This is a genomic window from Nostoc sp. DedQUE09 (genome assembly GCF_034530915.1).
Classification (GTDB): Bacteria; Cyanobacteriota; Cyanobacteriia; order Cyanobacteriales; family Nostocaceae; genus Nostoc.
The window spans coordinates 1-24,378 of record NZ_JAVRCE010000002.1; the positions used below are offsets into that span (position 1 = coordinate 1).

The window sequence follows — 24,378 nt, forward strand, 5'->3', positions numbered from 1 at the left end:
AGGTGGATGAACGGAGTTCTGAGGTGGATTCATCCAGTTCAAAGGTGGATGAACGAGTATCTGAGGTGGATTCATCCAGTTCAAAGGTGGATGAACGGAGTTCTGAGGTGGATTCATCCAGCACAGCTTATCATTCGCTCAAACCCATGTGCTTATATTGTAGGCTGTGTCTAACCTACAGTTGTACCCTGAACTAGGGTTTTAGCTATGCAGTCTAGAAATTTATTTCAGGGCGGTTAAACAACGCAGATACTTAAACTTACTTACTAGTTTGCAACTAGCAGCCCGGTGCAAAAATTTTTCGCCACATTTTCCTGTACTTGATTCACAATCATAGAAACAAATTCGTCAAGGTCGAATGGCTTAAGTAAATATTCTTCAAACTCTACATCTGGAATTTGGTCACAAGTACCTGTGATAGATGTTGAAGTCACAATGATTGGGATATGCTTACCATTGTTTACTTCCATAGCATCCAATGTGTTTAGCAATGTATAAATACTTTCACCTAAAAACCTAATTTCACAGACAATAATGTTGGGTGTGAACCAACCCAGGATTTCTAAAGCTTCTTTTATAGAACCAGCGCTAATCACATTTGCGCTCAGGTCTTCCAGTAAAAAAGCATACAAATCTCTACTATCGCGATCGTTGTCTACAACGAGTACTTGTACACCTTTGAGTATCCCAACTGCCAAGCAAAAGTCATTGATTAAATTCATAATAAGACCTGCGATTAAGACTTGAAAGGCAAAGCGATCTGAAAAATCCGTAGTCTTAAGGTGATGAGACAAGCAGATAGGTCAAATAAAAGGTAGCAGAGAACCATTTAATGGTTAAAATTACTAGGTTCTATTCTTGTATTATGAGCAGGTATTGTTTTATTTCCTAAATGAATTGATTAACTACGACACAAAACGTAGAAAAACTTTTCAAAAAAGGGTACGGTATGTTCCCTCCAAGAATCTGTGGTTCAATTAACTGAAAATACCTGTAAAGAATTAATCAACAAAACTATTCTCATTCCCTGTCCTTAAGTTCCTTCTAAGGTAAAATAAGGTGGCTTCAATTTCTTGCCTGATAACAGGGGTTACTACTCGATTGCTATGTAAGCAATCGAGTAGTAACTGATTAGCATCATAGTAATGTTGTAACACTTGCTGTTGTTCAAGGCTAAATTATCACTGGTGATTAATATTGCGATAATTAACGATTGTCTTGTTTAACTGTTCAGCCCAGGTTGAATAGTTCGTCCGCCACCACACATCAAACTGTTCTTGACTTTGACGAGAATTGGGAAATTGGTCAGAGAGTTGTTGCAGGATTTATAAAGTCCAACATCCAGAACAATGCCCACAATAGTCGAGAGAGCATCTCCACAGGCGTGGATATGGGCGAAATCCCAATACGGTTCGGTTAAAGGGGAAAGGGGAAAGGGGAAAGGTTTTGAATACATTCTTTACACTTTCCCCAGACCACAAGGAAAGTGAAAAATGCTTATCCGAAACGTATTGGGCGAAATCCTGGCTCCCGTCAATTATAGCTAAGTGCTGAGTGCTGAGTAAAAATCCAGTTTTTTCAAGACTTTGAGCAATCAACACTGTCCTAATCTGTGTGACTACGACTATAATTGCACACTCCAGCAGCAGCTCATCTAATGCGGCATCCAGAAACATCCCTTGGTCGAAGTTGCTGGCTAGAGCGAAGTGAGGAGTCCGACTCAAGCCCAGGTAAAATGCTCGAACTATTGCATCATTGTTGCTGAATCAAGGGATGATTCTTGTAGGGTGGGCGACACGAGCGCCCTGAAATACAAGGGACGGGCAAGATACCCATCCTACAAAACTAGCAAAATCATCCCGCAAATATGCAATGCCGGAAATCCTATATTAGCTCTGCAATTGATTACAAAGCTAATATAGTAAAAGTTTTATTTATCGTAAATTCAAGTTGAATTGTTAACTCACTTTTTCAAAACTACATTGAAAGAATTTAAATATCCAGTAATGGTTTTAGCTAGTGTCTTTTGCTGTTTTTTTGTAGTTATTGCCATTACTTGATATAGTCTTCCTTCGGCAACATACATTCTACTTATAGTGATTTTCCCTCCAGAATTGATATACTGAATTTCTTTGCCGGGATGATTATTGGAACTACGAATGTTTCGTTGACTAATTAAATTGCTTTTCGTAGTCTTTAAAGCCATATCCCGCGCATTATTAAGTACAGCTTGAGGGTCAGCCATTTGACCGTAACTATAAGGAAAATCATTGTAAGCAACTATGTATGCTACTTGCTGTTTTGGTGGTTGAGCGACAAATATTTCTAGGTTAATTTCCCCCATATAAGTTTTTTGGGATTCGGTATTTCTATTGGGGCTTCCCGGCATCAAAATTGTAAAACGTCCATCTGGAGCAGTATATAACTTCCATTGTGGCTGCACGGGTTGAGAAACCTTTGGTTTGACAACAGCTACCGGAGATTTGGGTTGACGCGCTTCCACAAGAACAGAGCCACCACAGACAATGGTGGCGGCTATTAGTGGTAACAGACTTTTAACTGTCATATTTTTTGCCCTTTGAGATGCTGATCTCACTGATGATGCCAGCTGTTATAACCTAGCAGCACATAAAGCAGCACCAATTAGGCCGACTTGTGAGTTGAGGATAATATACACCGGGATCTCTTCGAGGAGGCGGCGCATTCTACCTTTTTGGGTGAAATTTAATAAGAAACCGTTATTTTGGATTAAGGGCAGGATTTTGGGCGCAATTCCACCAGCGATGTATAAGCCACCGTAAGGTAGGAGTTTCAGGGCGAGATTGCCGGCTTCTGCACCATAAGCTTCTACAAATAATTGCAAAGTTTGTTCACTGAGGCGATCGCGTTTTTCTAGTGCAGCTGTACCAATGACAGCACCAGGATCGACACTTTTCTCTTCTTGTCCAGCTTCTTGTTCCCAAATTCTAACGATTTGGGCAATATCTGGTGATTCGGCGGCAAATTTGCGATCGCGCAGAAATTGGTAAATTGCCACAATTCCCATTCCAGAAACCACGCGTTCTACAGAAACGCGCTGGATATCATGTTTACCCAGCAGGTATCTTAACAGTTGAAACTCGATCTCGTTTCGAGGGGCAAAGTCAGCGTGTCCACCTTCTGAGGGAAAAACTTGATAGTGGTTTCCCTGCTTAATTAAAAATCCTTGCCCTAAGCCAGTACCAGCACCAATAATTCCAATGGGGGTTTCGGGTTGAGGTTTGCCAACTTGCAACGTCAGCAAGTCTTCTTTTTGTAAACCTGAAATGCCATAGCCAACGGCGGCGAAGTCATTAATCAAAGAAATATGCGGGATACCCAATTCTGCTTCTAAACGTTCGGTATCTAGGAACCAGGCTAAATTGGTCAGTTTGGCAGTATTTTTGACAATGGGGCCTGCGATCGCAAAACAAGCCTTTTCTGGTATTGGTGTATTAGCTTTGAGCAAAAACTGCTGTACTATGGGTACTAAATCGGGAAAATCAGCACTGTGGTAACTTTCCTGATAAATAGTATGTAAAGCTGGTGAATCTGATTTTTCAACCAATTGCAGAATAGTTTTCGTCCCACCAATGTCTCCTGCTAGTAATAAAGTCATAGAATTTATTCGCGAATTAATTACTTTTTTTTGTAGGATATACCCAACGTAGCAGAAGGCATGAACGCAAATCTCTATCAGAGGTTTAAGCAAATCGAATAACTTCTTCTATGTGGGTTAAATGGGAAGTGTCTCCCGTTAGTTCCAATAACCATTCTGGTTCCTGGCGTACCACTTTTACCAAAGAACATAAAGAAGCTTTAACTTCTGTTTTGGCAATTTCCCCCACTAGTCCCATTGCTCCACCCAACACAGATGCACCATGTGCCACTAGCAGGATATCCTCTGGGAAGAACTCAGTAGCTAAACATCTAGCAGTTTGTCCAGAACGTTCTCGCACTTTTTCGTGAGTTTCAGGATATTTGGCAGCGATGCGCGAGGTGTAGCTGCGGTCAATTCTGGGGAATAACTCTGCTAATGCTGGAGTTGAGAGCCTTTCGGGTTCTTCTGTCATCCAAACTGGATTTAGCCATTCACTCAAACCTGTTTCGAGTTTAATTGGCAAGTCGAGCATTTCTGCAACTGCGTTTGCCGTTTGTACAGTTCGCAGGAAAGGAGAAGCGAAAATATGACCAATATTTTCTTTTTTCAATCGTTTAGCTAACTGCTGTGCCTGCACCATACCATCATCAGACAAGGGTGGATCGTAGCGTCGTTCAGCAGTAAGAAACCAATCAGGGTTTACGAAATCGAGGCGGTTAGCGTGTCTTGCTATCCAGACTATTTGACTCATGGGTTTAATTATTCCGGTGAATATAATTCCCCGCTAAACAAATATATAGATATCTGCAAGGAGGGCTGCAAATATTAATATAGGACAAAAATCGTAATATTATTTAATAATACTAATGATTAGGAAAAGTTATAAGTGCTGTCAAGTAGCTTTTATTAAAGCCTTTTTAGCCATTTTTCTAAAGCTACATCAACAAATCCATTTAGAGGTTCATAGTCACCAAAATCAAATACTACATATCTTTTCATTCCAACAGCATATCTTTCAATATCAACTTCCAGTAACTTACATTCTTCATAAATTATAGGCTCATTATTATTAAGCTTTCTCATGACTCTATTACGATCTTTACAATATTGCCGAATATATTTAAAATCGGTGGTATACAGCATTTTTGGCTCTCTATTGATAATTGTATATAGTTTTGCTATTCTGTTGGAAATTAACTTTTTATATGAAGTTATCTTTTCACCAATTCCACTTGGTACATACCCCTCTAACAAAGCATTACCTTGCCAATCTGTCCAAATTCTTGCTCTACTTATGCGACCGCTACTATTATTTTTTAAACCTAACCATAAAAATATAATTGGCATTCCTTTACTATCAAAGTAAAATTCAGCACAGAATTTACTTGTTTTACTATTACCATTTCCATATTTAAAACTAACAGCAGAAGATATTTCTTCCATCCGTTTATCAAAACTTAGAACCTTTTGACGAATTTTCAATATTCCTTCTTGTTGTTCAGAAGAGCATTTAGCTAGACGGTTCATCAGCCCTCTAGAAGGTGGAGGTATATCTTCATTTTTCTCTCTGTCCTGATGAGGAATTTTTATTTTTGAAACTTTCTCATCATCTAAATTTTTTATCTGTAAATAATAGTTGGATTTATCTAATAAAACTGCAAATTCAAAAAAATCAATAGATAAATGATGATACTTTTTGTCTATAAAATTATCTCTATGAAAATTAGGCTTAATTGCTATTAAGTTAATAGGTTGTTGATAGTCTATTTCGTCTTCTAAAGGTTTTACTTCCTGTAAAGCGTCATAATATCGAGTTAGCTGCTGAATAATATATCTATCTTCAGCATTTTTCAATTCCAACACCACTAACTGTTTATTTTCTCTCAATGCTAAAATATCACAAATTTGACCATTAACATAATATTGTCGCTTTAGGGGAATTAATCCGAAAAGTTCCTTTAAATTAGCCCAGACAAAATCTTCTAAATCAGCTTCAGTCGCAAATTTCCAACTATTACCCGTTTTTATTAAATTTACGAAATCCATTGTCTGGCTCTAAGTTTAGTAAATTACTACCTTTAGTATTCCCAAAACTAGATATGAATATATAGAATTATTTATAATTTTAACCATTCAAATAGTTGCCCTACAGTTAATTTAAAATCGCTAACTAAATCGGGAACTGGTAATATTTCTTGTTCTTCTTGTAAAAGTTCTGGTTGCTGCTTTGGTGGATAGACTAAAACAGAGCGATCGCCTGGATCAATTAACCAACCTAAACGACTACCATGTTTTAAACAGTGCAAAATATTTCCAGTTACTTTAGTCTGGCTTTGATCGGGCGAAAGAATCTCAATTGCCCAGTCTGGATAGGTATGAAAAACATTTGCCACCTCTCCATGTTCATCTAAGGGAATCCGTTCCCAAGCAAATACAGCTACATCAGGGACAATTGAACGTCCGCCAAAAGTACACCTCAATTCTGGGAAAGCAAGGGCAATTTTTCGATTTTCACCTACTTCATTTATACCTGTGACTAACTTACCCTGTAATTTACTATGTTTTCCTTGAGGCATTGGCTTTTGAATAATTTGACCGTTGATGTATTCTGAGCTAGGCTTTGTTTCTGGTAGGCTCAAAAACTCTTCTAAAGTTAGGGGTTTAGTGGGTGATTTTACCATCTGATTGCACCTCCCAAATTTTAATTTAATTATTTACCCTAAATAAGCCTTTTTAACTCGCTCATCACTAATTAATTCTGATGCTGCACCTGTTAAAGTTATAGAACCAGCCTCTAGAACATAACCACGATCGGCAATTTGCAGCGCCAGATTTGCGTTTTGTTCAACTAATAGAATAGTCACCCCTGTAGCCCGGAGATTTTCAATAATTGAGAAGATTTCTCGGACGATCGCAGGTGCTAAACCTAAGCTAGGCTCGTCTAAAAGCAATAGTTGTGGTTTACTCATGACAGCACGTGCGATCGCTAACATTTGTTGTTCGCCACCGCTGAGAGTTCCTGCTAGTTGATTGCGTCTTTGTGACAAGCGGGGAAATAGCTCAAATTGGCGCTGAATATCTGCTTTTATCTCGGCTTGATTGGAGCGAATATAAGCACCCAAAAGTAAATTATCAAATACAGTTTGCCTGGCTAATACTCTGCGTCCTTCAGGGCAATGGGCGATACCAAGTTGTACAACTTCGTGAGTTTGGCGGCGGGTAATATTATGTCCATTATAGATAATTACACCACTATTAGGATTAACTACTTTAGATATGGCACGGAGTGTAGTCGTTTTTCCAGCACCATTAGCACCAATTAGAGTAACTACCTCACCTTTTTGAATAATTAAATTAATCTTTTTTAAAGCTTGGATGCCGCCATAATTAACATCAAGTTCTTGAACTTCTAAAATTGTATAGCTTGGCTTACTATCGGCTTTCATGGGCGGTTTACATCTAGAAATGTTGATTCAAAATCTAAGATACATCAATCATACATTTCTTAAAACAGTGCATAGACGTTGCTTCAACTTCAAACCAACGCCATAATACCGCAATCTTTATGATGTACCATTAATTACTGATAAATATATCAAGCGTCCAGTGGCAAAAGTAGCAGATATTGGTAGCAAGCGACTAATTAATTTAGCTCCCGATGCATGGGTAAAATGGGTGACACAGCGTCCTGAAGTCGTGGCGAAAGAAATTCTCGGCTCTGAGTTTCATTGGATTAGCCGGGAAACAGATGTGTTGGTGAAAGCATACAGTGCTACTCACGGAGATTTTCTAGTATTAAATGAACTACAGTTGCGTTACACGGCACAGATGCCTCTACGGATGAGAGCCTATGCTGCCTTGGCCCAAGAACGCTACCGATTGCCAACTTACCCAGTACTGATCAACATTTTACCGCCTCCATCCACCTTAACTATTGTCAATAGTTACGAGCAGGAATTTTTGGGATTACGTGCTATCCAAGATTATCGCGTAATTAATCTGTGGGAAATCGATGCTGAAATAGTATTTGAGCAATCACTACCATCGTTGTTACCCTTTGTGCCAATCCTGCGAGGAGGGGGAGAGGTATCAGTTGTGCAACGCGCATTACAGGCGCTACGAGCCGATGAACAGTTGAACGAGTTAGAATCATTGCTGGCATTTTTTGCTAGCTTTGTTTTAGACACGCCTTTAGTGCAACAAATCATGAGGTGGGATATGGCAGTATTGCGAGAATCGCCTTGGTATCAGGAAATTGAGCAAAGAGGTATTCAGCTAGGTCTTCAGCAGGGTGTACAACGGCAGTTAGTACGAGTATTACGACGACGCTTTGGCGAAATTCCTCATGAAGTGGAAGCAAGGCTTGAGGGCGAAAGTGTGGAAAAATTGGAAAGCTTAATGGATAGCGCGATCGCTGTGAGTTCTTTAGACGAATTTGTAGTAATTTTGTCTAGATAAATTCATTCATTTCCTAAATAAGCTTCAATTACAGCCGGGTTATTTCTGACTACAGATGGTTCACCCAAAGCAATTAATTGACCAAAATCTAATACCGCAATGCGATCGCACAAACCCATAACTAATGGTACATGGTGTTCAATAAGGACGATCGTCAAATTGAAGCGATCGCGCAGGCTACGGATAAATTCACTCAATTGCTGCTTTTCGTTAGGGTTCATCCCCGCCGCCGGTTCGTCGAGAAGTAAAATTTGCGGTTGTAATGCTAAAGCACGGGCAATTTCTAGTCGCCGCTGATCGCCGTAAGCAAAGTTTTTGGCTTTTTCGTCAGCGCGATCGCTTAATCCCACCAAATCTAATAAATCTAAAGCTTTTTGTTTTGTTTTTAATTCTTCGCGAGGCGCTGGTGGTAATCCCAAAACTCCTGTAATCATATTACTTTTAGTGTGTAAGTGTCGGGCGATTATCACATTTTCTAATGCCGATAATTCCCCAAACAACCGGATATTTTGGAAGGTACGGGCGATACCTAAAGCCGCAATTTGATGGGGACGCAGTTGAGAAACTTCTGCACCTTGATAAATTAATTGGCCGCCAGAAGGTGGAATAAAGGCAGTAATCAAATTAAACAGTGTTGTTTTGCCAGCGCCATTAGGGCCAATGAGTCCAAAAATCTCATGTTTATTTACACTAAAAGATACATTATTTACCGCCACTAAACCACCAAAGCGGCGAGTTAATGCTCTTGCTTCTAAGACTATACTGTTATTATTTACTGAAATGCTATGTGACATTTTTGCATACTATTATAAATATAAAACTTACGCAATCACTCTCTAAAAATCTTATTCTTTTGCACCCCTTGCGGTTCGTTTTTTTATTTGAAAAACATCTGGAGTAATTAGCCCTTGTGGGAAAAAGATTGTACCTATTACTATTAAAAAGCCAAAAATAATTAATCTACCATCTCGCAAAAACTGTGCTAACCAATTAGGTAAACCACCAGTATCAGCTAGGCTTCGCAGAATCTCTGGTAAGGCTGTAAATACCATACCTCCAATTACTGGGCCTAAAAAAGTTCTTGAACCACCAATTAAAACAAAAGTTAAATATATAATGCTGGCATCAAAAGTACCTTGACGAGCATTCCAGGTATTGAGGAAGTGAGCGCTAATTGCACCTACAATCCCTGCAAGCATAGCGCCTAACGTAAACGCTAAAACTTTGTAATAAGTCGGATCGATTCCCATTGCACCCGCAGCCAATTCATCTTCGCGGATAGCGATAAAAGCCCTGCCGACGCGGATACGTTCTAAACGATAAAGTAGCACCATACTAATTAATAGTAATGGCAAAGCAATCCATAAATATTCAAGTTGTGTTTGGAAAGGTTGAGGAATACCAAAAATTCCAACAGCACCGCCTGTAATATCTAAATTGAGAGAGATGACGCGCAGAACTTCCACAAAAGCGATAGTTGCGATCGCTAAATAAATTCCTCGCAACCGTAATGCTGGAATTCCCACTAATATACCCAACAAACCAGAAATTACACCCGCAATTAACATCTCCAATAACAAGAATGGAATTGGGAATAAACTACTGTCAGATGTAAAAATTTTTGTGGATAAAATTGCTGCAATATATCCACCTAAAGCATAAAATCCTGGACTAGCTAAAGACAATTGTCCTGTCATTAGCGGTAAGTAAAGTGATAACCCTATTAACGCCCCCAATACCATAGAGACAATTAAAGAAGCGTAAGTAGCGAAAAAATCAGCCATTTTATTGAATATATTTTGATTAATTTTAATCAAACTATCGCTTTTATTAACTATTAAGCTGTTAATATTTGCTCTGCTGTCAGCGTCAGTTCAGGAAAAGTTCGTGACACTATTCGTTCTGAATCTCTAAAATGTGTGCATTGGTATTTACCCTCAGCATCTAATAGAAAAACAAACACAGCCGGAACTTTTGGATTTCCCAAATACTCTCTTAGCCCAATTGCCAAATAATCTACAATCCAATATTCTGTAATACCTAAGCGTTGATATTCATCTAATTTATCAATGTAGTCATCTTCCCAATTAGTTGATGTCACCTCCACAGCTAATTGAATGGGTTCTTCAAGTGCAGCATAAGCAGAGCGATTTGAGCGCCATTTATCTTTATCTATGACACTTACATCAGGCTTGCGCCCTTGCTCTATGCCATTGGCAGTTATAGTTTTAAAGACTGCTGTATTTTTTACTACGTAATTAAGATTTAAACGTTTAATTTCATCTTTGAAAGAGTCAGCCGTAAAGTCAGCGACATCATCATGATTTCTGGTTGCACGCACTTCTACAATTTCTCCATCTACAAGTTCATATAAACCTTCTTCTGGACACTGTTCTAAAAATTGGTCAAAAGTTAATTTTTGTTCGATGTATGTTTTCATGACACTACGTCTCTTTAAACTTTCTGAATAAACCGCCGCCCTAACAAACCTTGGGGTCTAACTAATAGCATGATAAACAAAATTGCAAAAGCTACTGCGTCTTTATATCCAGAATAATCAGCAGGAACAAACGCCTCTACTAATCCAATTAATAAACCTCCCAAAACTGCACCAGGAATACTACCTAAACCACCTAAGACAATTACTGCTAAACCCCGCAAACCAAAAGCAATGCCGAAATATGGCCCTGCAATACTAACACTAGAGGCAACTAAAGTTCCTGCTAATCCTGCTAAAAAACTGCTGATGAAGAATGTTAGGATGATAAAGCGATCGCTATTAATTCCTAACAAACTAGCTGTGGTTGGATCTTCTGCGATCGCTTGCATTGCCTTACCATATTTAGTCCGATTGATAAAATAGGTAAGAATTGCCACAATCACTACTGATACAGTAAAAATTACCACTTGAACACTGCGAATCGGAATTGGGTTTTCTGGACTACCAAAGTTAATTGCAGGTGGCAAATTACCGTAAGTATTTGCGGGATATGTGTAACTTTCCGCGCCTATTAAATACTGGATTAAATTCACAATTACCACTGCTACTCCCAAGCTGGAAACAACAGTTAGCAAAGGATCGGAACCTTGACGGCGCAAAGGTTGAAAAGCAACGCGTTCCATCACTACCCCTACCAATCCCGCTAAGGTGCTTCCTAAAATTAAGGATATAGCAAATGGTAATTTTATCGGCAAGGCTGCATTAGCCAGCAAGCCATTAAATCCAAAGTTCCCACCCATAAGTGCATAAGTGAAATATGCACCCAAGGTAAAAATCGCGCCATGAGCTAAATTAATAATGCCCAAAATAGAATAAACCAAGGTATATCCCAAGGCAAAAATTGCATAAACACTGCCAATGGATAACCCATTTAATAATTGCTGCAAAAAGATATTGATATTCATGTAGCAACTATTTTAGAAATGTGAATTTACCTTGACTTCCATCTTTTTCCATCTTGATTTGGGCAACATAGAAATCTTTTTGCACAACTTCACCTGTGGGAGTAAAACCAATTTCACCTAATGGTGTATTGTATGTTCCTTCAAGTATTTGTTTGTTTAGCTGCGTCCGTAATTCTGGTAGCTGTAGTTTGTTGATTTTGCTCTTTTTATCTAAAGATTGGAGTGCTTCAACATAAACCTGCACTGCTGCAAAAGCTTGAGCGCTAAATTGGGGTGGTTCTTTTTTATATTCTTCAATATAGGCTTTACGAAATGCCGCGTTAATTTCACCTGGATGTTCTGGACTGTAGGCTTGAGCTATCAATACCCCATCACAAAGTGCTTTACAAACTGGCAATAAATTCGATGTATTTAGACCATTTCCACCGACAATTAAGCCTTTATAACCCAGTTCCCGTAATTGCCTAACTAAATTACCACCATCAGCAGCCAAGCCAGAAATAATCACCAAATCTGGTTTGAGATTAATTGCATTGGTCGCTTGGCTTTGAAAATCTGTATCACTAGTTTGGAATTTTTGGACTGTTACCAATTCTAGCCCTTGATCCTGAACTGTTTGCTGAAATATTTCCGTTTCTGACTTGCTAAATGCATCATTTTGGGCATAGAAAACTGCAACTTTTTTCAGTTGTGGGTTTTGCTTAAGTGCCGCTTTCACCGAATTAGGCGCAACGACGGAAACTGGTGCAGAAACACGAGCAACGTAATCACCAATTTCGGGAATATTTTTAGCAGTATTTGATGGCCCAATAATTGGTACTTTTGCTCGTTCGCCAATGGGATCGGCACTAAAGGCTTGCTGTGACAAAGTTGGCCCGACAATTCCAACAACTTTATCTCTATTAATTAGAGTTTGAAAAGCGTTAATTGCTCCTGCTTCATCACCGCTAGTATCTTGAAAAACTAATTTAATTGGTGTGCCATTAACACCATTTTTACTATTGAAATACTTTTGGGCAAGTTTGGCTCCAGCGACTTGTTCTTGACCCAGTAATGCCACATTGCTAGTTTGGGCAACACCAATACCGATGGGAATACCACCTGATGATGTACCCGTTGTCGCTGGGGTATTGGTTGCAGTGTTATTTGGGGTACTATTTGGAGTATTAGTGGGAGAATTTGTCACTGTGGTAGTGCCACCACCACAACCTGTTAGTAGCAAAGCGCAAGTTGATAATAATGCTGTTGTCCGAGCGATCGCGTTGTTCATCGTTGGATAACCATCTAGTTATGAGATATTCGGCAAGAGTTAATAGCAAAGTTCATAATCTGCAAACAAAATGATGCAGATTTACACTTTTGCACGAATTCTATTAAATCATTCTTATTTCACCATGCAAAGAGAAATATTCAAAGTACTTGTAAATACAAATTATTATAATTAGTAATGATTTTATCATTCCCTGGTTCTAGTGCTATGAAGTCGCTAGAAAACTATCCACGTAATTTTAGGTCGGTTGAGTATTGAGTAAGGAATGTTAAGTGCTTTTTTCATTACCAGTTAATTCTCTCGGTTCGTAGTGACGGCAACCGTTACATGGGCCTTCAGGATTGATCGCACAGCGGATGTAGCCAGACCGAGCATTAAACTTGCAGCTGATATCGCCAATTAAATAACCCACGCCTTCTAAATAATAGCGATCGCCTTCCACAGGTCTGACGTTGTGCCGTCCCTGTACCACTGGAAAATTCATGGCTGCTTGCCTCATCCGTAAGCGCGATCGCTGGGTTTTGCGGATCATCCACAGAGAAAACAAGGACGGTAAAAAACCAACGGCAATCACTAAAAGTGTCTTTAGCACCTTCTTTTTACCTCTTCTGTGCGCTGATTGATTGTCCCTGATGTTACACTCTGGTTTTACGGAAGTGCAAATATTAGGGCGGCTTTGTTTCTTTGTCACCAACTATGGTTGCAAAGAAATAATGGCAGTGTGGTATCTAACAATTTTAATAAATAAGTTGCTTCTGCCACTTCAATCAGCATAACTGTTACAACCCAAGGGTGAGATGCCGTTGAATGTTGATAATTTTAAGATTTGTTGACTAATACCTTTTTGAACAAGCATTTTGTGTCAGCCTCAGCCCCATTCTTGTTTTTTGTCTGTGGCTGCGATGCTATTCTTTTTTTGGTTTGCTGACGAAGTTGCTGTGCTAACTGTGTGGCTTCCCTTTCGGCTCGGAATAAATCAACTTTTCGCGTCGTCAGAATAAATGAGTTGTCAGGCTTTCGTTTCACCCAAGGGACGGTAACTGTAAAATACTGACAAATATTTTTGTATGGCTCCTGATTTAGAATTGGGTAACTTTTTTGAGTATTTAGGGTGTTAGCGATCGCTTTCAACTCGAATATCGCTGCTTCTAACTCTCCTGCCATCCGATTGATACGTTCGACTTGTGCAATCAAACGCTCCCCTTCACTGATGATTTTTTCCTCTTGGGGTCGGAGTGGCACTATTGCAGTAGTTACAGATTTAGGCTGCAACAACGAAACTTTCCGCAAAATGGGCTTTTTGTCAATGTTTTGGATTTTTTGCATACTACCTCAACCAAGGCTAGCTGACTTGTAAGGCATTTTAGCAGCAAATAGTACTTTTGTACTAAAAGTTTTTCTTTGAACATCAGCGAATTTCAAAGTCCCTCTCCCCAGCTTAGGAGAGGGATTTAGGGTGAAAGCTCATTGATTCATGCAAGAAGTCTATTTTGATGAAGCGAGAATAGCACCATCAAATATGCTCCACTGTGAAAACACTTAGACTCATCAACACTGATAATATTGTTAATTAGAGTTATCGCTTGTTAATCACTTTATGAGAATAAGAATATACGAAATAGCTGATACCAAAGAAATTATGAAATTGTTCTACGACACTATTCATGAAGTGAATATTCACGATTACACACAAGAACAAGTAGATGCTTGGGCACCAGCAAATATGGATATTGAAGTTTGGATTAGAAGTTTAGGAAGTAAGTTTACTTATGTAGCAGAAGAAGACAAAATTATTGGTTTTGGAGAATTAGAGGCTAATGGTCATATCGACCGTTTTTATTGTCATAAAGATTTTCAAAGGAAAGGTGTTGGTAAGAAAATCTTAGAACAGATTGAATTAAAAGCACACTCTTTAGGAGTGGAAAAGTTATTTACAGAAGCCAGTATTACAGCTAAACCTTTTTTTGAGAGTCAGGGATTTATTGTTATCAAAAAGCAAGAAGTAGAGCGTAGAGGGCAAAAGCTGATAAATTTTGTCATGGAAAAACACTTCAAAAATTTCTAAATTCATCAGATTGAAGCAATTTCAAAAAAGTTGTTCTAGTTTATGCTTTGTAACCTACAGCCAGCATCACAGAAGCAGGGATTTCCACACCATTTTCTGTGACATACTTTGAGGCTCCCTTGATAATTGCGTTTTCAATATTACGCCGTTGCTCATCGCTTTGGATTGCCAACATCGACCCCAGACGCGCCGAACTTACAACAATCTTTGGCATCACATCTTCAGGTGTAGAGAAAGTCCAATTGATGGGCAGTTCCCTGACAGACACCTGAGTGAATCCCTGAGCGCTTAAAACCATTTCGCATTCAGTGGGGTCGCCAAAGCGGAATAGGGGTGGCCCAGAAGGTAGATCCACATCCATACTGCCATAAGTCTGCACCGAACCCAGTATCAGAGCCATAAACGGATTACGCGTTGGCGGTGTCCAGCAGGTGAAAGCATAGCGCCCTCCCTGTTTGAGTACGCGAAAGGATTCAGCGATCGCTTTTTCTGGGTTTGGGAAATGAAGAATACCCAAGCTACAAACCACCGCCTCAAACTGGCCCGACTCGAAAGTTAGGTTTTCAGCGTCCCCTTGATAGAATGACCCTTGAGGACATCGCACTTTGGCAATGGCCACCATATTCTCTGCAAAGTCTAATCCTGTGACTATAGCTTGCCGCTTTAGTGCTGCGGCACTAAGCCAGCCAGTGCCGCAAGCTACGTCTAGCAATCGAATACCAGACTTAGCTCCCACAGCATCCAATATGGCTTCATCTACCTGAGATGTCACAACAGCGATCGCGCGATCGTATTCTTGAGCTACAAGAGAAAATTTGTCGCGCTCAAATTGCTTGAATGCCTCGTGAGTAATGGTGAAATCATCTGTCATTTATTCACATCTAATAACCGTGAAGTTTGGAACCGACTCATCCACTTCTCTAAATAAACTAGATTGCCTTTTTGCTCATTTGGATCTTTAGTATCTAAAGGATGAGGCATCAGTCCCAAAATCGTTGCTGTCGTCACGCAAAACATCGATTTTTGGAAACTCATACAAATTTGAACTCGCAAATCATCTTCACCCCGAAGACTGCGACGATAAATTTCGTGCAAATATTCTGGAAGATAATGACGCATATCTTGCATCAACAAGGTAGGAGGAATACCTGCGCCACCAATGGGTAAAGGATCGGCATACAATGCACCATATTGAAATCGACTTTGATCGGGAGAGATTTGATAAGCTTGGGCGTTGTATGAAACAGTACCGTGGAAAGGAGTTCCCCGGAAAAATACTGCCTCTACATAAGGTATTGCTGTATCTGCTAAGAAAGTCAAACCAACGCTTTTAGGAATGATTTCATAGACCTTACCTCGAACTTTGACAGCATAAGTAATTGGGTTTGATGCATTTGCTACTAACCCTGATTTAATGTGGTCTACAACTTGGGGAATCGATTTGATTTCGCCTCGGTCGTAGCGGTCTGATAAGTTGAGGAACATATCAGCCATGACTCGCCAGAATTGACCTAAACCGGTGTAGTAAGCAGAGACACGTAACTGTTCTGTTAAAAAATCTGGAAACAGTTGGTTAATACCCAGAATCAAGGGATTATTTTTAAATTTTGCGTTAATAACGGCTTGCGCTCTTTCTTGAAATTCTTGTGTATCTAAATACGTATCTAATCCGCCGCCACCATGCCACATCATGCCTTTCATGCAATATTCGGCATATTCAAAATTAATTCGGTCATGCCACCAGTGACGAAGTAATTTCTGAAAAGAAACCTCTCCATTAAAGTATTTAAAAAATGGGAAAAATACTAAAAACTGATGCTCGGCAATATAGTTAAGATTTATTGAGTAAGCATCTAAAACTACTCCATAGCTTTTAAGAATACCAACAACTTCCAGGACATTCTCTGGACTATCGGGGACTAATGCATCTCCTTTTTGTAGGCGTTCAATATACTCAGCTAAGGGATTGTGAGGAGCTTTTTTTTTAATAGTTACCATTGCCATCTCTCCAAAAAGTTTAGGGATTGGGGCATTGGGTATTGGGCATTGGGTATTGGGTATTGGGTATTGGGCATTAGGAAAACTCTTCCCTATTCCCGATTCCCCATTCTCCATTCCCCATTCCCTACTCCCCATTCCCCATTGCTTTATCCAAGGACACTGCTAATACTACGTTTTGGGTATTTACCATTGCTGTAATTGTTGGTTCAGTCCAACGTACTAACCAACCAGGTTGAATGCCGAAAATCACAATCAGCACAGCTAAAATTGCGGCTGGGATGCGATCGCTCCAATACACACGTGGTAAGTTGGTAACTGGTGCAGATAGGCGTCCAAAAAAGGCGCGGTTGACGAGAATTAAGAAGTAAACTGCTGTTAAACCAGTACCAAGCATACATAACAGGGTTTGCACTGGAAAAACTGGAAAACTTCCCCGATAAACTACGAATTCAGAAATAAACCCTAGCATTCCTGGTATACCAGTGCTGGCCATGACTCCGACAATCATCAAGCTACCGATTACTGGCATACCCCGTTCCGGGTTCAGTAATCCTTGAATAATTGCTAAATCACGGCTTCCGGCTTTTTTATACACAACTCCTACCAGCAAAAACAGCATGGCGGAAATCAAGCCGTGGCTAATCATTTGCATCACAGCACCCAATACACTTAAAGGTGTGGCCGCCGCAGCCGCTAAAAGCACGTAACCCATGTGCCCAATGGAGCTGTATGCTACCATTTTTTTCATATCGGTTTGGGCGATCGCACAGGATGAACCATACAGTACACTCACTACTGCCCAAATCGCCAACCAAGGGGCTAGATAAGCCCAAGCTTCTGGTAACAAGTTCATGCCAAATCGCAGTAAACCGTAAGTTCCCAACTTCAACAGCACCCCAGCCAATAGCACGGAAATCGGTGTGGAAGCTTCAACGTGAGCATCTGGCAACCAAGTGTGGAAGGGAACCAAGGGAATTTTAATTCCAAAGCCGATCAAAATTCCTGCTAGCAATAAAAGCTGTGTTCCTAGAGGTAAAGTTGTCGCGTTCAAGGTTGCTAGTGCAAAGCTAGAGGAACCACTCAGCCAAACCATACCGAGGAAACTTGCTAAAAGCAGGATTCCCGAAACGGCTGTATAAATGAGAAATTTAGTCGCAGCATAACCGCGTTTGGCGCCACCCCAAATGGCTATCAACAAATACAGCGGAATTAGTTCCAATTCGTAAAACAGGAAAAATAAGAGTAAATCCTGTGCTAGAAAGGCTCCTGTCACCCCAGCGCTTAATAATAGTACCAAAGAGTAATAAAATTTAGGACGCTGTAGCGATTCATCGCTGCTGTAGATGGCAATGGCAGTTAACAATCCATTTAAAACCAGTAACGGCAAAGATAAACCATCTATCCCAAGGTTATAGTTCAAGCCTAAAGCATCTACCCAAGGGAGAGACTCGGCAAACTGTTGAGTGATTTCCCCTGGATGAAACTGAATTGCTAGTACGATTGTCCATAAGAAAGCGATAATGGCAAAAACCAAAGCCACCCCACGGGCAAATTTCCCACTGATGCCAGAGGGAGAGAAACCAATTAAAGCTGCGCCGATTAACGGCACTAGAATTAAAACACTAAGCATAGACTTTAGGTAAGGAAAGCAGGGGGCAGCACTTCGGCTACGCTCAGTGACCAGGGGAGCAGGGAGAAAATAATAAATTTTTAACTCCTTAACTCCTTAACTCAGCACTCAGCACTCAGCACTCAGCACTCTTAAAAAGGCAATTTATCTAGTAAACCCAATGACCAACTGATGAAAAAACCCAGGACGCTGACAACTGCTAGGATGGTCAACATATAGCCCTGAGATTGCCCAGAAATGCTGTACTTTAAGGTTTGTCCGCCGAAAATGGTTGCAAACCCAACCAAGTTTACTAAACCGTCAACCAAGTAGCGATCGCTCCAAGCAGAGATTTTAGATAGCAGTCCTACTATACTTACCACGGTTACATAATAAACTCGGTCAATATAAAAATCATAACCTAACAGGTCTTGCAGAAATCTCCACGCCAGGATTCTGGATCTTGACCAAGCTTTGTGCAGGTAAACTGTACACCCTACACCTACCCCCACTACGGTAGAACTAAACAAGGCTAACACCACATACCAATTAATACTTTCCCAATCTGGTAGTAAGTACCATTGCTGTAACATTAGAGGTAAAAGCAGAGTCAGCACTGTTAGAAACACCATTGGGAAGGCCATCTGCCAACCAACTTCTGGGGTGCGACGGGTTTTTTGTTGCGGTTTCCCCCAAAAGACTAATCTAAATACTCTTGTCAAATTCAATGCTGTCAAACCATTGACTAATATTAAAACCCCAATTACCCAAGGGCTAATATTCACGAAACCGTCAGCCCATGATAGCATTGCCCAGAAGCTTCCCAAGGGTAGCAGTGTCACCATCCCGGCTGAACCAACTACAAAGGCTGTGGTGGTGGCTGGCATCCGCGACCACAAACCGCCCATTTCTGTTAAGTCTTGGCTTTGGGTAGTTAAGATGACTGAACCAGAACTCATAAATAATAATGCTTTGGCGATCGCATGAGCTAACAGCAACATCAAGGCTACACCCCCTTGCTGTAACCCCACTGCTAAAAACACTAACCCCATGTATGCACTGGTGGAGTGAGATAGCGATCGCTTAATGTCAATTTGAGCTATGGATACTAATGTCGCTCCAATCGCCGTTACTGTACCCATGATTACCAAGGCATTCAAGGCAACTGGCGACAGGGCTAATAATGGTTGAAGTTTATACAGTAAATAAGCACCACCAGCTACGACTAGAGAGTTCCGCATTACCGAGGCGGGATTGGGCCCTTCCATTGCCTCATCTAACCACAGATGCAGTGGAAATTGGGCACATTTACCAGCAGGCCCAGCAATTAGTGCCAACCCTAGCAACGTCGAGGTCATTGGACTTAAATTAGCTGTTTGCGCCCACTCATATAAATCCGAAATGTTCAAACTCCCAGCTAAGGTAGAAAGTGTCACTACAGCCATCAGCAGCAACAAGTCTCCTACCCGTTTAGTCCAAAATGCATCCCGCGCCGCCGTCACTACTAGTGGTTGAGCGTACCAGAAACCCACCAGCAAGTAAGTTGAAAGCGTCAAGACTTCCAAAAGCGCATAGCTGAGAAACAAAGAATCACTGATTGCTAGACCACATAGCGCTGCTTCAAAAAATCCCAGTAGCCCAAAAAAACGCGCTAACGACCAGTCCTTTTCCATGTAACCCAGAGCGTAAACTTGTGCCAGTAAGCTTAACCCTGTAATTAAAACTGTTGCCCCAATGCTGACTGGGGATAGTTCCAAGGAAAAAGATAAATCTAAATCTGCTGCTTTGAACCAATTGATTAGTAAGGTTTCTGGTTCTCTATCCCAGACATTTTTAAATACAAACAGGCTATGAACAAAAGCTAAAACGGTCGTCAACAAGTTGAAGTATGCCGCAGGCCTTGGCCCTGTTCGCCGAATTATTCCTATTCCCCACGGCAATGTCAAAATTGCGCCCGATAAGCTATACAAAGGCACAAACCAACTTGTTGAAAATAGAAATTGCTCCATTTAAATTTCCCTTAATGACTCAGCCTTGATTTAAAAAAATTTAATCAGTTATTTATTTAATAAAATTAATTTACCAAAATATTGATGTTTTTTTACTATTATTTTAACTTAGACTTCAGAAGTACTTTTACTTAACGCTACCCTATTAAATATTAAGTAAAATATAACTTTACATAAGCAAAAGCATTTACTTGTCTTAATATCACCGACCTTTTTACATTTGTATTTCTACTTTGACCAAAGTACTTTATACGATATATTTGAAAAAATTATATATGTTTCACCTAGTCATTGTACACTTAGTGATATTTGAGAAAAGTATAGATACAGCAAAACATACAGCCGCTGCTTACCTTTGATTAGATAAGACTAGCCTTGGTTATGAATGTCGTTTTGTAAATGTGATAAAGAAATTATAAAGCATAAGTGCCTGCTCAAGGAATCTGTAAACTTTAATTGCTCAGAAGCCTAGATAACTTTTTGTTAAGTTTTTTAAAACTTTCTTATCATAAACTATTATAGTAATTTATATTGCCAGGAACGCCAAGCTTTCCTATGCTTAATTTGGAAGTGTTTTCTTAGCTATAAGATCAGGCTCTCCCCGTCAAAAAATTCAAACGACAGTACAGATTGCATTAATTTTGTAGGAGTTCTGCGATGCCAATTGCAGTTGGAATGATTGAAACGAAAGGCTTTCCAGCAGTGGTGGAAGCTGCTGATGCGATGGTGAAAGCCGCCCGTGTCACCTTAGTAGGGTATGAAAAAATTGGTAGCGCTCGCGTCACCGTGATAGTTCGGGGAGATGTATCGGAAGTGCAAGCTTCTGTAGCAGCTGGGGTTGAAGCGGCAAAAAGAGTCTTTGGTGGTGAAGTGTTATCCACTCACATCATTGCTCGTCCTCACGAAAACCTGGAATACGTCTTACCGATACGTTACACAGAAGCGGTGGAACAATTCCGTACTTAAAAGCTGTTTAAACAAAGTAATTAACGCTCTTTGTCTAATTGAGCATCACTTTTGTCCAAGGCTAAAAACTTTGAAATAGGGATTAAAACTAATGTCAATTGCAGTGGGAATGGTTGAAACGCTAGGCTTTCCAGCAGTAGTGGAAGCTGCTGATGCAATGGTGAAAGCTGCCCGCGTCACTTTAGTAGGTTATGAAAAAATCGGTAGTGGTCGGGTGACGGTAATTGTTCGGGGTGACGTTTCAGAAGTGCAAGCTTCTGTGGCCGCAGGAGTTGAATCTGTAAAGCGAGTTAACGGTGGACAAGTGCTGTCTACTCATATCATTGCTCGTCCTCACGAAAACTTGGAATACGTCCTCCCAATTCGTTATACCGAAGACGTAGAGCAGTTCCGGGAAAATGTGAATGCAATTCGTCCTTTCGGTAGAAGACCGTAATTTGTAATGCAAATTGCCAAAGTTCGCGGCACAGTAGTTAGCACCCAAAAAGAGCCAACTCTTAGAGGTGTGAAACTACTGTTGTTACAATTGGTAGATGAAAACGGCAATATCCTACCAGAGTATGAAGTAGCAGCAGATATTGTGGGAGCAGGAGTAGATGAGTGGGTACTTGTCACTCGTGGTAGTGCCGCTCGTCAAGTTGTTGGCAATGAACAGCGTCCATTGGATGCAGCAGTGGTGGCGATCATAGATACTATTTACGTTGAAGATCGCCTCATTTACAGCAAAAAAGATCAATATTGATAGTCATTGGTCATTAGTCATTAGTCATTAGCTGTCGACAAATGACAACTGACAAATGACAACTGACAAATGATAATAGAGGAGGAATCTCGCGATGGCAGTCCGCAGCACGGCGGCACCCCCAACCCCGTGGTCAAGGAATTTAGCTGAACCCAAAATCCATGAAACTGCTTTTGTACATTCATTCTCCAATCTGATTGGGGATGTACGAATAGGTGCAAATGTAATCGTTGCTCCGGGGACTACGATTAGAGCGGATGAAGGCACACCTTTTTATCTGGGTGAAAACACCAATATTCAAGATGGTGTTGTCATTCATGGGTTGGAGCAAGGCCGAGTAATTGGCGATGACCAAAATAAATACTCAGTATGGATTGGTAAAAACGCTTGCATTACTCACATGGCTCTAATTCACGGGCCAGCTTATGTAGGTGATAATTCCTTCATTGGCTTTCGCTCTACGGTGTTTAATGCCAGGGTGGGTGCAGGTTGCATCGTAATGATGCACGCTTTGATTCAAGACGTAGAGATTCCCTCTGGTAAGTATGTACCTTCGGGAGCGATAATTACCAGCCAGCAGCAAGCCGATCGCTTGCCAGATGTGCAAGATCAGGATAAAGAATTTGCTCATCATGTGGTTGGAATTAATCAGGCATTACGAGCTGGTTATCTCTGTGCTGCGGATACTAAATGTATAGCACCCATTCGGGATGAGAACGCTAAATCTTATACAGGTAATGGTATTACTGTTTTAGAGTTGGAAAGGAGTAGTGAAGTGTCGAGCAATAGCTTGGGTGCAGAAACAATAGATCAGTTACGGTATCTATTGGGGCAAGGGTATAAAATTGGTACGGAACATGTAGACCAAAGACGTTTCCGCACGGGTTCTTGGACTAGTTGCCAACCAATCGAACCGCGATCACTCGGTGAAGCGATCGCAGCATTAGAAAGCTGTGTAAATGACCATAGCGGCGAGTATGTCCGACTGTTTGGCATTGACAAAAATAGGCGACGTGTGCTAGAGTCCATCATCCAACGTCCCGATGATGATGCAAAACCAGCTACCAGCTTTAAAGCGCCGACTGGTCGTAGCAATAGCAGTTACAGCAGTAGTAATGGTAACAGTAACGGTAACGGTTCTAGCAGTGGCAGAGTCAGTGGCGAAACTCTAGAGCAAATCCGCCAACTCTTGGCAGGTGGTTACAAAATTGGCATGGAACACGTGGATGAGCGTCGTTTCCGCACCGGTTCCTGGACTAGTTGCACGCCAATTGAAGCAACTTCCACAAATCAAGTCATCTCCGCTTTGGAAGAATGTATAGCAAGCCATCAAGGCGAGTATGTACGTTTAATCGGTATTGACACCAAAGCCAAACGGCGGGTATTAGAGACCATTATCCAACGTCCAAATGGTCAAGTAGCTTCCTCTGGTGGTCAGAAATCATTCACTACTAGTGCAGCATCCTCTGGTACGGGAACAGGTACCAGTACCCGCTTGAGTAGTGAAGTAGTAGACCAACTCCGGCATTTATTGGCTGGCGGCTCAAAAATTAGCCTTGAACACGTAGATGAGCGCCGCTTCCGAACTGGTTCCTGGACTAGTACCGGTCAAATTCAAGCCTCCTCAGAAAGAGAAGCGATCGCAGCCGTAGAAGGACAACTCGGCGAATATCCAGGGGAATATGTACGCTTAATTGGTATTGACCCAAAAGCTAAACGGCGGGTATTAGAGACCATTATCCAACGTCCAAATGGTCAAGCAGCTTCCTCTGGCACTCAGAAATCATTTACTACTAGTGCAGCACCCTCTGCTACAGCAACAGCAACAGCTACTGCTACCCGCTTGAGTAGTGAAGTAGTAGACCAGCTCCGGCAATTATTGGCTAGCGGCTCAAAAATTAGCATTGAACACGTAGATCAACGGCGATTCCGTACAGGTTCCTGGACTAGTACTGGTCAAATTCAAGCCTCCTCAGAAAGAGAAGCGATCGCAGCCGTAGAAAAACAACTCGGCGAATACCAAGGGGAATATGTTCGCTTAATTGGTGTTGACCCCAAAGCCAAGCGTCGCGTATTAGAAACGATTATTCAACGACCATAATAGTGCTGAGTTAAAAGTGCTGAGTGCTGAGTTAACACTTTAAAGACACCAGTCACACCAACTGTAAACTCAGATTTTAGAAGATACTAATTACTCAGCACTCACCACTCACCACTCAGAACTTCATCCGGCT

General features: G+C 40.8%; 25 protein-coding genes and 1 pseudogene. 6 read left to right on the forward strand and 20 right to left on the reverse strand.

The window, feature by feature from the left end; genetic code table 11:
- Positions 1-266: 266 nt before the first annotated feature.
- The 9 genes and pseudogenes from RMY27_RS01415 to RMY27_RS01450 all read right to left on the reverse strand — a co-directional run bounded on the left by RMY27_RS01415 (position 267) and on the right by RMY27_RS01450 (position 7,065).
- The gene (locus tag RMY27_RS01415) at positions 267-722 is read right to left on the reverse strand and encodes a response regulator (RefSeq protein ID WP_322659805.1); all 456 of its coding nucleotides are present in this window, start codon (positions 720-722) and stop codon (positions 267-269) included.
- A gap of 279 nt (positions 723-1,001) precedes the next feature.
- A pseudogene (locus RMY27_RS35425) lies at positions 1,002-1,265 on the reverse strand (NACHT C-terminal helical domain 2-containing protein).
- The gene (locus RMY27_RS01420) at positions 1,223-1,456 is read right to left on the reverse strand and encodes a hypothetical protein (protein ID WP_322659807.1); all 234 of its coding nucleotides are present in this window, start codon (positions 1,454-1,456) and stop codon (positions 1,223-1,225) included. Before RMY27_RS01420 ends, RMY27_RS35425 begins: the two are co-directional and overlap by 43 nt.
- Positions 1,457-1,963: 507 nt before the next feature.
- Entirely contained in the window at positions 1,964-2,566 is a 603-nt protein-coding gene (locus RMY27_RS01425) for a hypothetical protein (protein ID WP_322659809.1), read from the reverse strand.
- 45 nt (positions 2,567-2,611) lie between these two features.
- Positions 2,612-3,637: a glucokinase gene (locus RMY27_RS01430; RefSeq protein WP_322659811.1), complete on the reverse strand. Its 1,026-nt coding sequence runs from the start codon at positions 3,635-3,637 to the stop codon at positions 2,612-2,614.
- Between the two features lie 85 nt (positions 3,638-3,722).
- Positions 3,723-4,370, reverse strand: a complete 648-nt coding sequence (locus RMY27_RS01435; protein WP_322659813.1) for a histidine phosphatase family protein — start codon at positions 4,368-4,370, stop codon at positions 3,723-3,725.
- A gap of 155 nt (positions 4,371-4,525) precedes the next feature.
- Positions 4,526-5,665 (reverse strand): endonuclease NucS domain-containing protein, encoded by a 1,140-nt coding sequence (locus tag RMY27_RS01440; RefSeq protein WP_322659815.1) that lies wholly within the window; start codon positions 5,663-5,665, stop codon positions 4,526-4,528.
- A gap of 71 nt (positions 5,666-5,736) precedes the next feature.
- The gene (locus tag RMY27_RS01445) at positions 5,737-6,300 is read right to left on the reverse strand and encodes a Uma2 family endonuclease (RefSeq protein ID WP_322659817.1); all 564 of its coding nucleotides are present in this window, start codon (positions 6,298-6,300) and stop codon (positions 5,737-5,739) included.
- Between the two features lie 33 nt (positions 6,301-6,333).
- A complete protein-coding gene (locus RMY27_RS01450; protein ID WP_322659819.1) occupies positions 6,334-7,065 on the reverse strand; it encodes an ABC transporter ATP-binding protein in 732 nt (243 codons plus the stop codon).
- Between the two features lie 160 nt (positions 7,066-7,225).
- On the opposite strand from RMY27_RS01450, the gene RMY27_RS01455 reads away from it, so the two are divergent.
- Positions 7,226-8,077, forward strand: coding sequence for a DUF4351 domain-containing protein (locus RMY27_RS01455; protein WP_322659821.1), 852 nt, complete (start codon positions 7,226-7,228; stop codon positions 8,075-8,077).
- Between the two features lie 2 nt (positions 8,078-8,079).
- Here RMY27_RS01455 and RMY27_RS01460 read toward each other — a convergent pair whose 3' ends face one another.
- The 7 genes from RMY27_RS01460 to RMY27_RS01490 all read right to left on the reverse strand — a co-directional run bounded on the left by RMY27_RS01460 (position 8,080) and on the right by RMY27_RS01490 (position 14,078).
- On the reverse strand, positions 8,080-8,871 hold the full coding sequence (locus tag RMY27_RS01460) for an ABC transporter ATP-binding protein (protein ID WP_322659823.1): 792 nt from the start codon (positions 8,869-8,871) through the stop codon (positions 8,080-8,082).
- Between the two features lie 51 nt (positions 8,872-8,922).
- On the reverse strand, positions 8,923-9,861 hold the full coding sequence (locus RMY27_RS01465) for a branched-chain amino acid ABC transporter permease (protein ID WP_322659825.1): 939 nt from the start codon (positions 9,859-9,861) through the stop codon (positions 8,923-8,925).
- A 53-nt stretch (positions 9,862-9,914) separates the two neighbouring features.
- Complete coding sequence (locus RMY27_RS01470; RefSeq protein ID WP_322659827.1) at positions 9,915-10,517, reverse strand: Uma2 family endonuclease; 603 nt, start codon at positions 10,515-10,517, stop codon at positions 9,915-9,917.
- A 14-nt stretch (positions 10,518-10,531) separates the two neighbouring features.
- Positions 10,532-11,482 (reverse strand): branched-chain amino acid ABC transporter permease, encoded by a 951-nt coding sequence (locus tag RMY27_RS01475; protein WP_322659829.1) that lies wholly within the window; start codon positions 11,480-11,482, stop codon positions 10,532-10,534.
- A 7-nt stretch (positions 11,483-11,489) separates the two neighbouring features.
- Positions 11,490-12,752: an ABC transporter substrate-binding protein gene (locus RMY27_RS01480; RefSeq protein ID WP_322659831.1), complete on the reverse strand. Its 1,263-nt coding sequence runs from the start codon at positions 12,750-12,752 to the stop codon at positions 11,490-11,492.
- 268 nt (positions 12,753-13,020) lie between these two features.
- Complete coding sequence (locus RMY27_RS01485; protein ID WP_094351658.1) at positions 13,021-13,344, reverse strand: DUF6464 family protein; 324 nt, start codon at positions 13,342-13,344, stop codon at positions 13,021-13,023.
- Positions 13,345-13,571: 227 nt separating this feature from the next.
- Positions 13,572-14,078 (reverse strand): hypothetical protein, encoded by a 507-nt coding sequence (locus RMY27_RS01490; protein WP_322659833.1) that lies wholly within the window; start codon positions 14,076-14,078, stop codon positions 13,572-13,574.
- A 271-nt stretch (positions 14,079-14,349) separates the two neighbouring features.
- Between RMY27_RS01490 and RMY27_RS01495 the strand changes: the two genes are divergently transcribed.
- Positions 14,350-14,817, forward strand: a complete 468-nt coding sequence (locus RMY27_RS01495; protein WP_322659834.1) for a GNAT family N-acetyltransferase — start codon at positions 14,350-14,352, stop codon at positions 14,815-14,817.
- Positions 14,818-14,857: 40 nt separating this feature from the next.
- Here the strand turns inward: RMY27_RS01495 and RMY27_RS01500 are convergent, their stop codons facing one another.
- The 4 genes from RMY27_RS01500 to RMY27_RS01515 all read right to left on the reverse strand — a co-directional run bounded on the left by RMY27_RS01500 (position 14,858) and on the right by RMY27_RS01515 (position 20,436).
- Positions 14,858-15,688 carry a class I SAM-dependent methyltransferase gene (locus RMY27_RS01500; RefSeq protein ID WP_322659837.1) on the reverse strand — a complete coding sequence of 277 codons (831 nt, stop codon included), beginning with the start codon at positions 15,686-15,688 and terminating at the stop codon, positions 14,858-14,860.
- Positions 15,685-16,815: a CO2 hydration protein gene (locus tag RMY27_RS01505; protein ID WP_322659838.1), complete on the reverse strand. Its 1,131-nt coding sequence runs from the start codon at positions 16,813-16,815 to the stop codon at positions 15,685-15,687. Before RMY27_RS01505 ends, RMY27_RS01500 begins: the two co-directional genes overlap by 4 nt.
- Before the next feature lie 127 nt (positions 16,816-16,942).
- A complete protein-coding gene (locus RMY27_RS01510) occupies positions 16,943-18,448 on the reverse strand; it encodes an NADH-quinone oxidoreductase subunit M (protein ID WP_322659840.1) in 1,506 nt (501 codons plus the stop codon).
- Positions 18,449-18,579: 131 nt separating this feature from the next.
- A complete protein-coding gene (locus RMY27_RS01515) occupies positions 18,580-20,436 on the reverse strand; it encodes an NAD(P)H-quinone oxidoreductase subunit F (protein ID WP_322659842.1) in 1,857 nt (618 codons plus the stop codon).
- Between the two features lie 657 nt (positions 20,437-21,093).
- Between RMY27_RS01515 and RMY27_RS01520 the strand changes: the two genes are divergently transcribed.
- The 4 genes from RMY27_RS01520 (at position 21,094) to RMY27_RS01535 (ending at position 24,245) form a co-directional block, all read left to right on the forward strand.
- Positions 21,094-21,402 carry a carbon dioxide-concentrating mechanism protein CcmK gene (locus RMY27_RS01520; RefSeq protein WP_012410633.1) on the forward strand — a complete coding sequence of 103 codons (309 nt, stop codon included), beginning with the start codon at positions 21,094-21,096 and terminating at the stop codon, positions 21,400-21,402.
- 91 nt (positions 21,403-21,493) lie between these two features.
- The gene (locus tag RMY27_RS01525; RefSeq protein WP_010995041.1) at positions 21,494-21,838 is read left to right on the forward strand and encodes a carbon dioxide-concentrating mechanism protein CcmK; all 345 of its coding nucleotides are present in this window, start codon (positions 21,494-21,496) and stop codon (positions 21,836-21,838) included.
- Between the two features lie 6 nt (positions 21,839-21,844).
- The gene (locus RMY27_RS01530; RefSeq protein WP_322659844.1) at positions 21,845-22,144 is read left to right on the forward strand and encodes a EutN/CcmL family microcompartment protein; all 300 of its coding nucleotides are present in this window, start codon (positions 21,845-21,847) and stop codon (positions 22,142-22,144) included.
- 94 nt (positions 22,145-22,238) lie between these two features.
- On the forward strand, positions 22,239-24,245 hold the full coding sequence (locus tag RMY27_RS01535) for a ribulose bisphosphate carboxylase small subunit (protein WP_322659846.1): 2,007 nt from the start codon (positions 22,239-22,241) through the stop codon (positions 24,243-24,245).
- The last annotated feature ends 133 nt before the right edge of the window (positions 24,246-24,378 follow it).

What these genes read in the sequence shown, in the direction of transcription:
- RMY27_RS01440 (WP_322659815.1), bottom strand. Translation starts at nt 5,665, where the DNA reads ATGGATTTCGTAAATTTAATAAAAACGGGTAATAGTTGGAAATTTGCG.
- RMY27_RS01535 (WP_322659846.1), top strand. Translation starts at nt 22,239, where the DNA reads ATGGCAGTCCGCAGCACGGCGGCACCCCCAACCCCGTGGTCAAGGAAT.
- RMY27_RS01435 (WP_322659813.1), bottom strand. Translation starts at nt 4,370, where the DNA reads ATGAGTCAAATAGTCTGGATAGCAAGACACGCTAACCGCCTCGATTTC.
- RMY27_RS01490 (WP_322659833.1), bottom strand. Translation starts at nt 14,078, where the DNA reads ATGCAAAAAATCCAAAACATTGACAAAAAGCCCATTTTGCGGAAAGTT.
- RMY27_RS01505 (WP_322659838.1), bottom strand. Translation starts at nt 16,815, where the DNA reads ATGGTAACTATTAAAAAAAAAGCTCCTCACAATCCCTTAGCTGAGTAT.
- RMY27_RS01510 (WP_322659840.1), bottom strand. Translation starts at nt 18,448, where the DNA reads ATGCTTAGTGTTTTAATTCTAGTGCCGTTAATCGGCGCAGCTTTAATT.
- RMY27_RS01445 (WP_322659817.1), bottom strand. Translation starts at nt 6,300, where the DNA reads ATGGTAAAATCACCCACTAAACCCCTAACTTTAGAAGAGTTTTTGAGC.
- RMY27_RS01470 (WP_322659827.1), bottom strand. Translation starts at nt 10,517, where the DNA reads ATGAAAACATACATCGAACAAAAATTAACTTTTGACCAATTTTTAGAA.
- RMY27_RS01465 (WP_322659825.1), bottom strand. Translation starts at nt 9,861, where the DNA reads ATGGCTGATTTTTTCGCTACTTACGCTTCTTTAATTGTCTCTATGGTA.
- RMY27_RS01530 (WP_322659844.1), top strand. Translation starts at nt 21,845, where the DNA reads ATGCAAATTGCCAAAGTTCGCGGCACAGTAGTTAGCACCCAAAAAGAG.
- RMY27_RS01450 (WP_322659819.1), bottom strand. Translation starts at nt 7,065, where the DNA reads ATGAAAGCCGATAGTAAGCCAAGCTATACAATTTTAGAAGTTCAAGAA.
- RMY27_RS01500 (WP_322659837.1), bottom strand. Translation starts at nt 15,688, where the DNA reads ATGACAGATGATTTCACCATTACTCACGAGGCATTCAAGCAATTTGAG.
- RMY27_RS01430 (WP_322659811.1), bottom strand. Translation starts at nt 3,637, where the DNA reads ATGACTTTATTACTAGCAGGAGACATTGGTGGGACGAAAACTATTCTG.
- RMY27_RS01515 (WP_322659842.1), bottom strand. Translation starts at nt 20,436, where the DNA reads ATGGAGCAATTTCTATTTTCAACAAGTTGGTTTGTGCCTTTGTATAGC.
- RMY27_RS01415 (WP_322659805.1), bottom strand. Translation starts at nt 722, where the DNA reads ATGAATTTAATCAATGACTTTTGCTTGGCAGTTGGGATACTCAAAGGT.
- RMY27_RS01460 (WP_322659823.1), bottom strand. Translation starts at nt 8,871, where the DNA reads ATGTCACATAGCATTTCAGTAAATAATAACAGTATAGTCTTAGAAGCA.
- RMY27_RS01480 (WP_322659831.1), bottom strand. Translation starts at nt 12,752, where the DNA reads ATGAACAACGCGATCGCTCGGACAACAGCATTATTATCAACTTGCGCT.
- RMY27_RS01520 (WP_012410633.1), top strand. Translation starts at nt 21,094, where the DNA reads ATGCCAATTGCAGTTGGAATGATTGAAACGAAAGGCTTTCCAGCAGTG.
- RMY27_RS01525 (WP_010995041.1), top strand. Translation starts at nt 21,494, where the DNA reads ATGTCAATTGCAGTGGGAATGGTTGAAACGCTAGGCTTTCCAGCAGTA.
- RMY27_RS01425 (WP_322659809.1), bottom strand. Translation starts at nt 2,566, where the DNA reads ATGACAGTTAAAAGTCTGTTACCACTAATAGCCGCCACCATTGTCTGT.
- RMY27_RS01420 (WP_322659807.1), bottom strand. Translation starts at nt 1,456, where the DNA reads ATGTATTCAAAACCTTTCCCCTTTCCCCTTTCCCCTTTAACCGAACCG.
- RMY27_RS01495 (WP_322659834.1), top strand. Translation starts at nt 14,350, where the DNA reads ATGAGAATAAGAATATACGAAATAGCTGATACCAAAGAAATTATGAAA.
- RMY27_RS01475 (WP_322659829.1), bottom strand. Translation starts at nt 11,482, where the DNA reads ATGAATATCAATATCTTTTTGCAGCAATTATTAAATGGGTTATCCATT.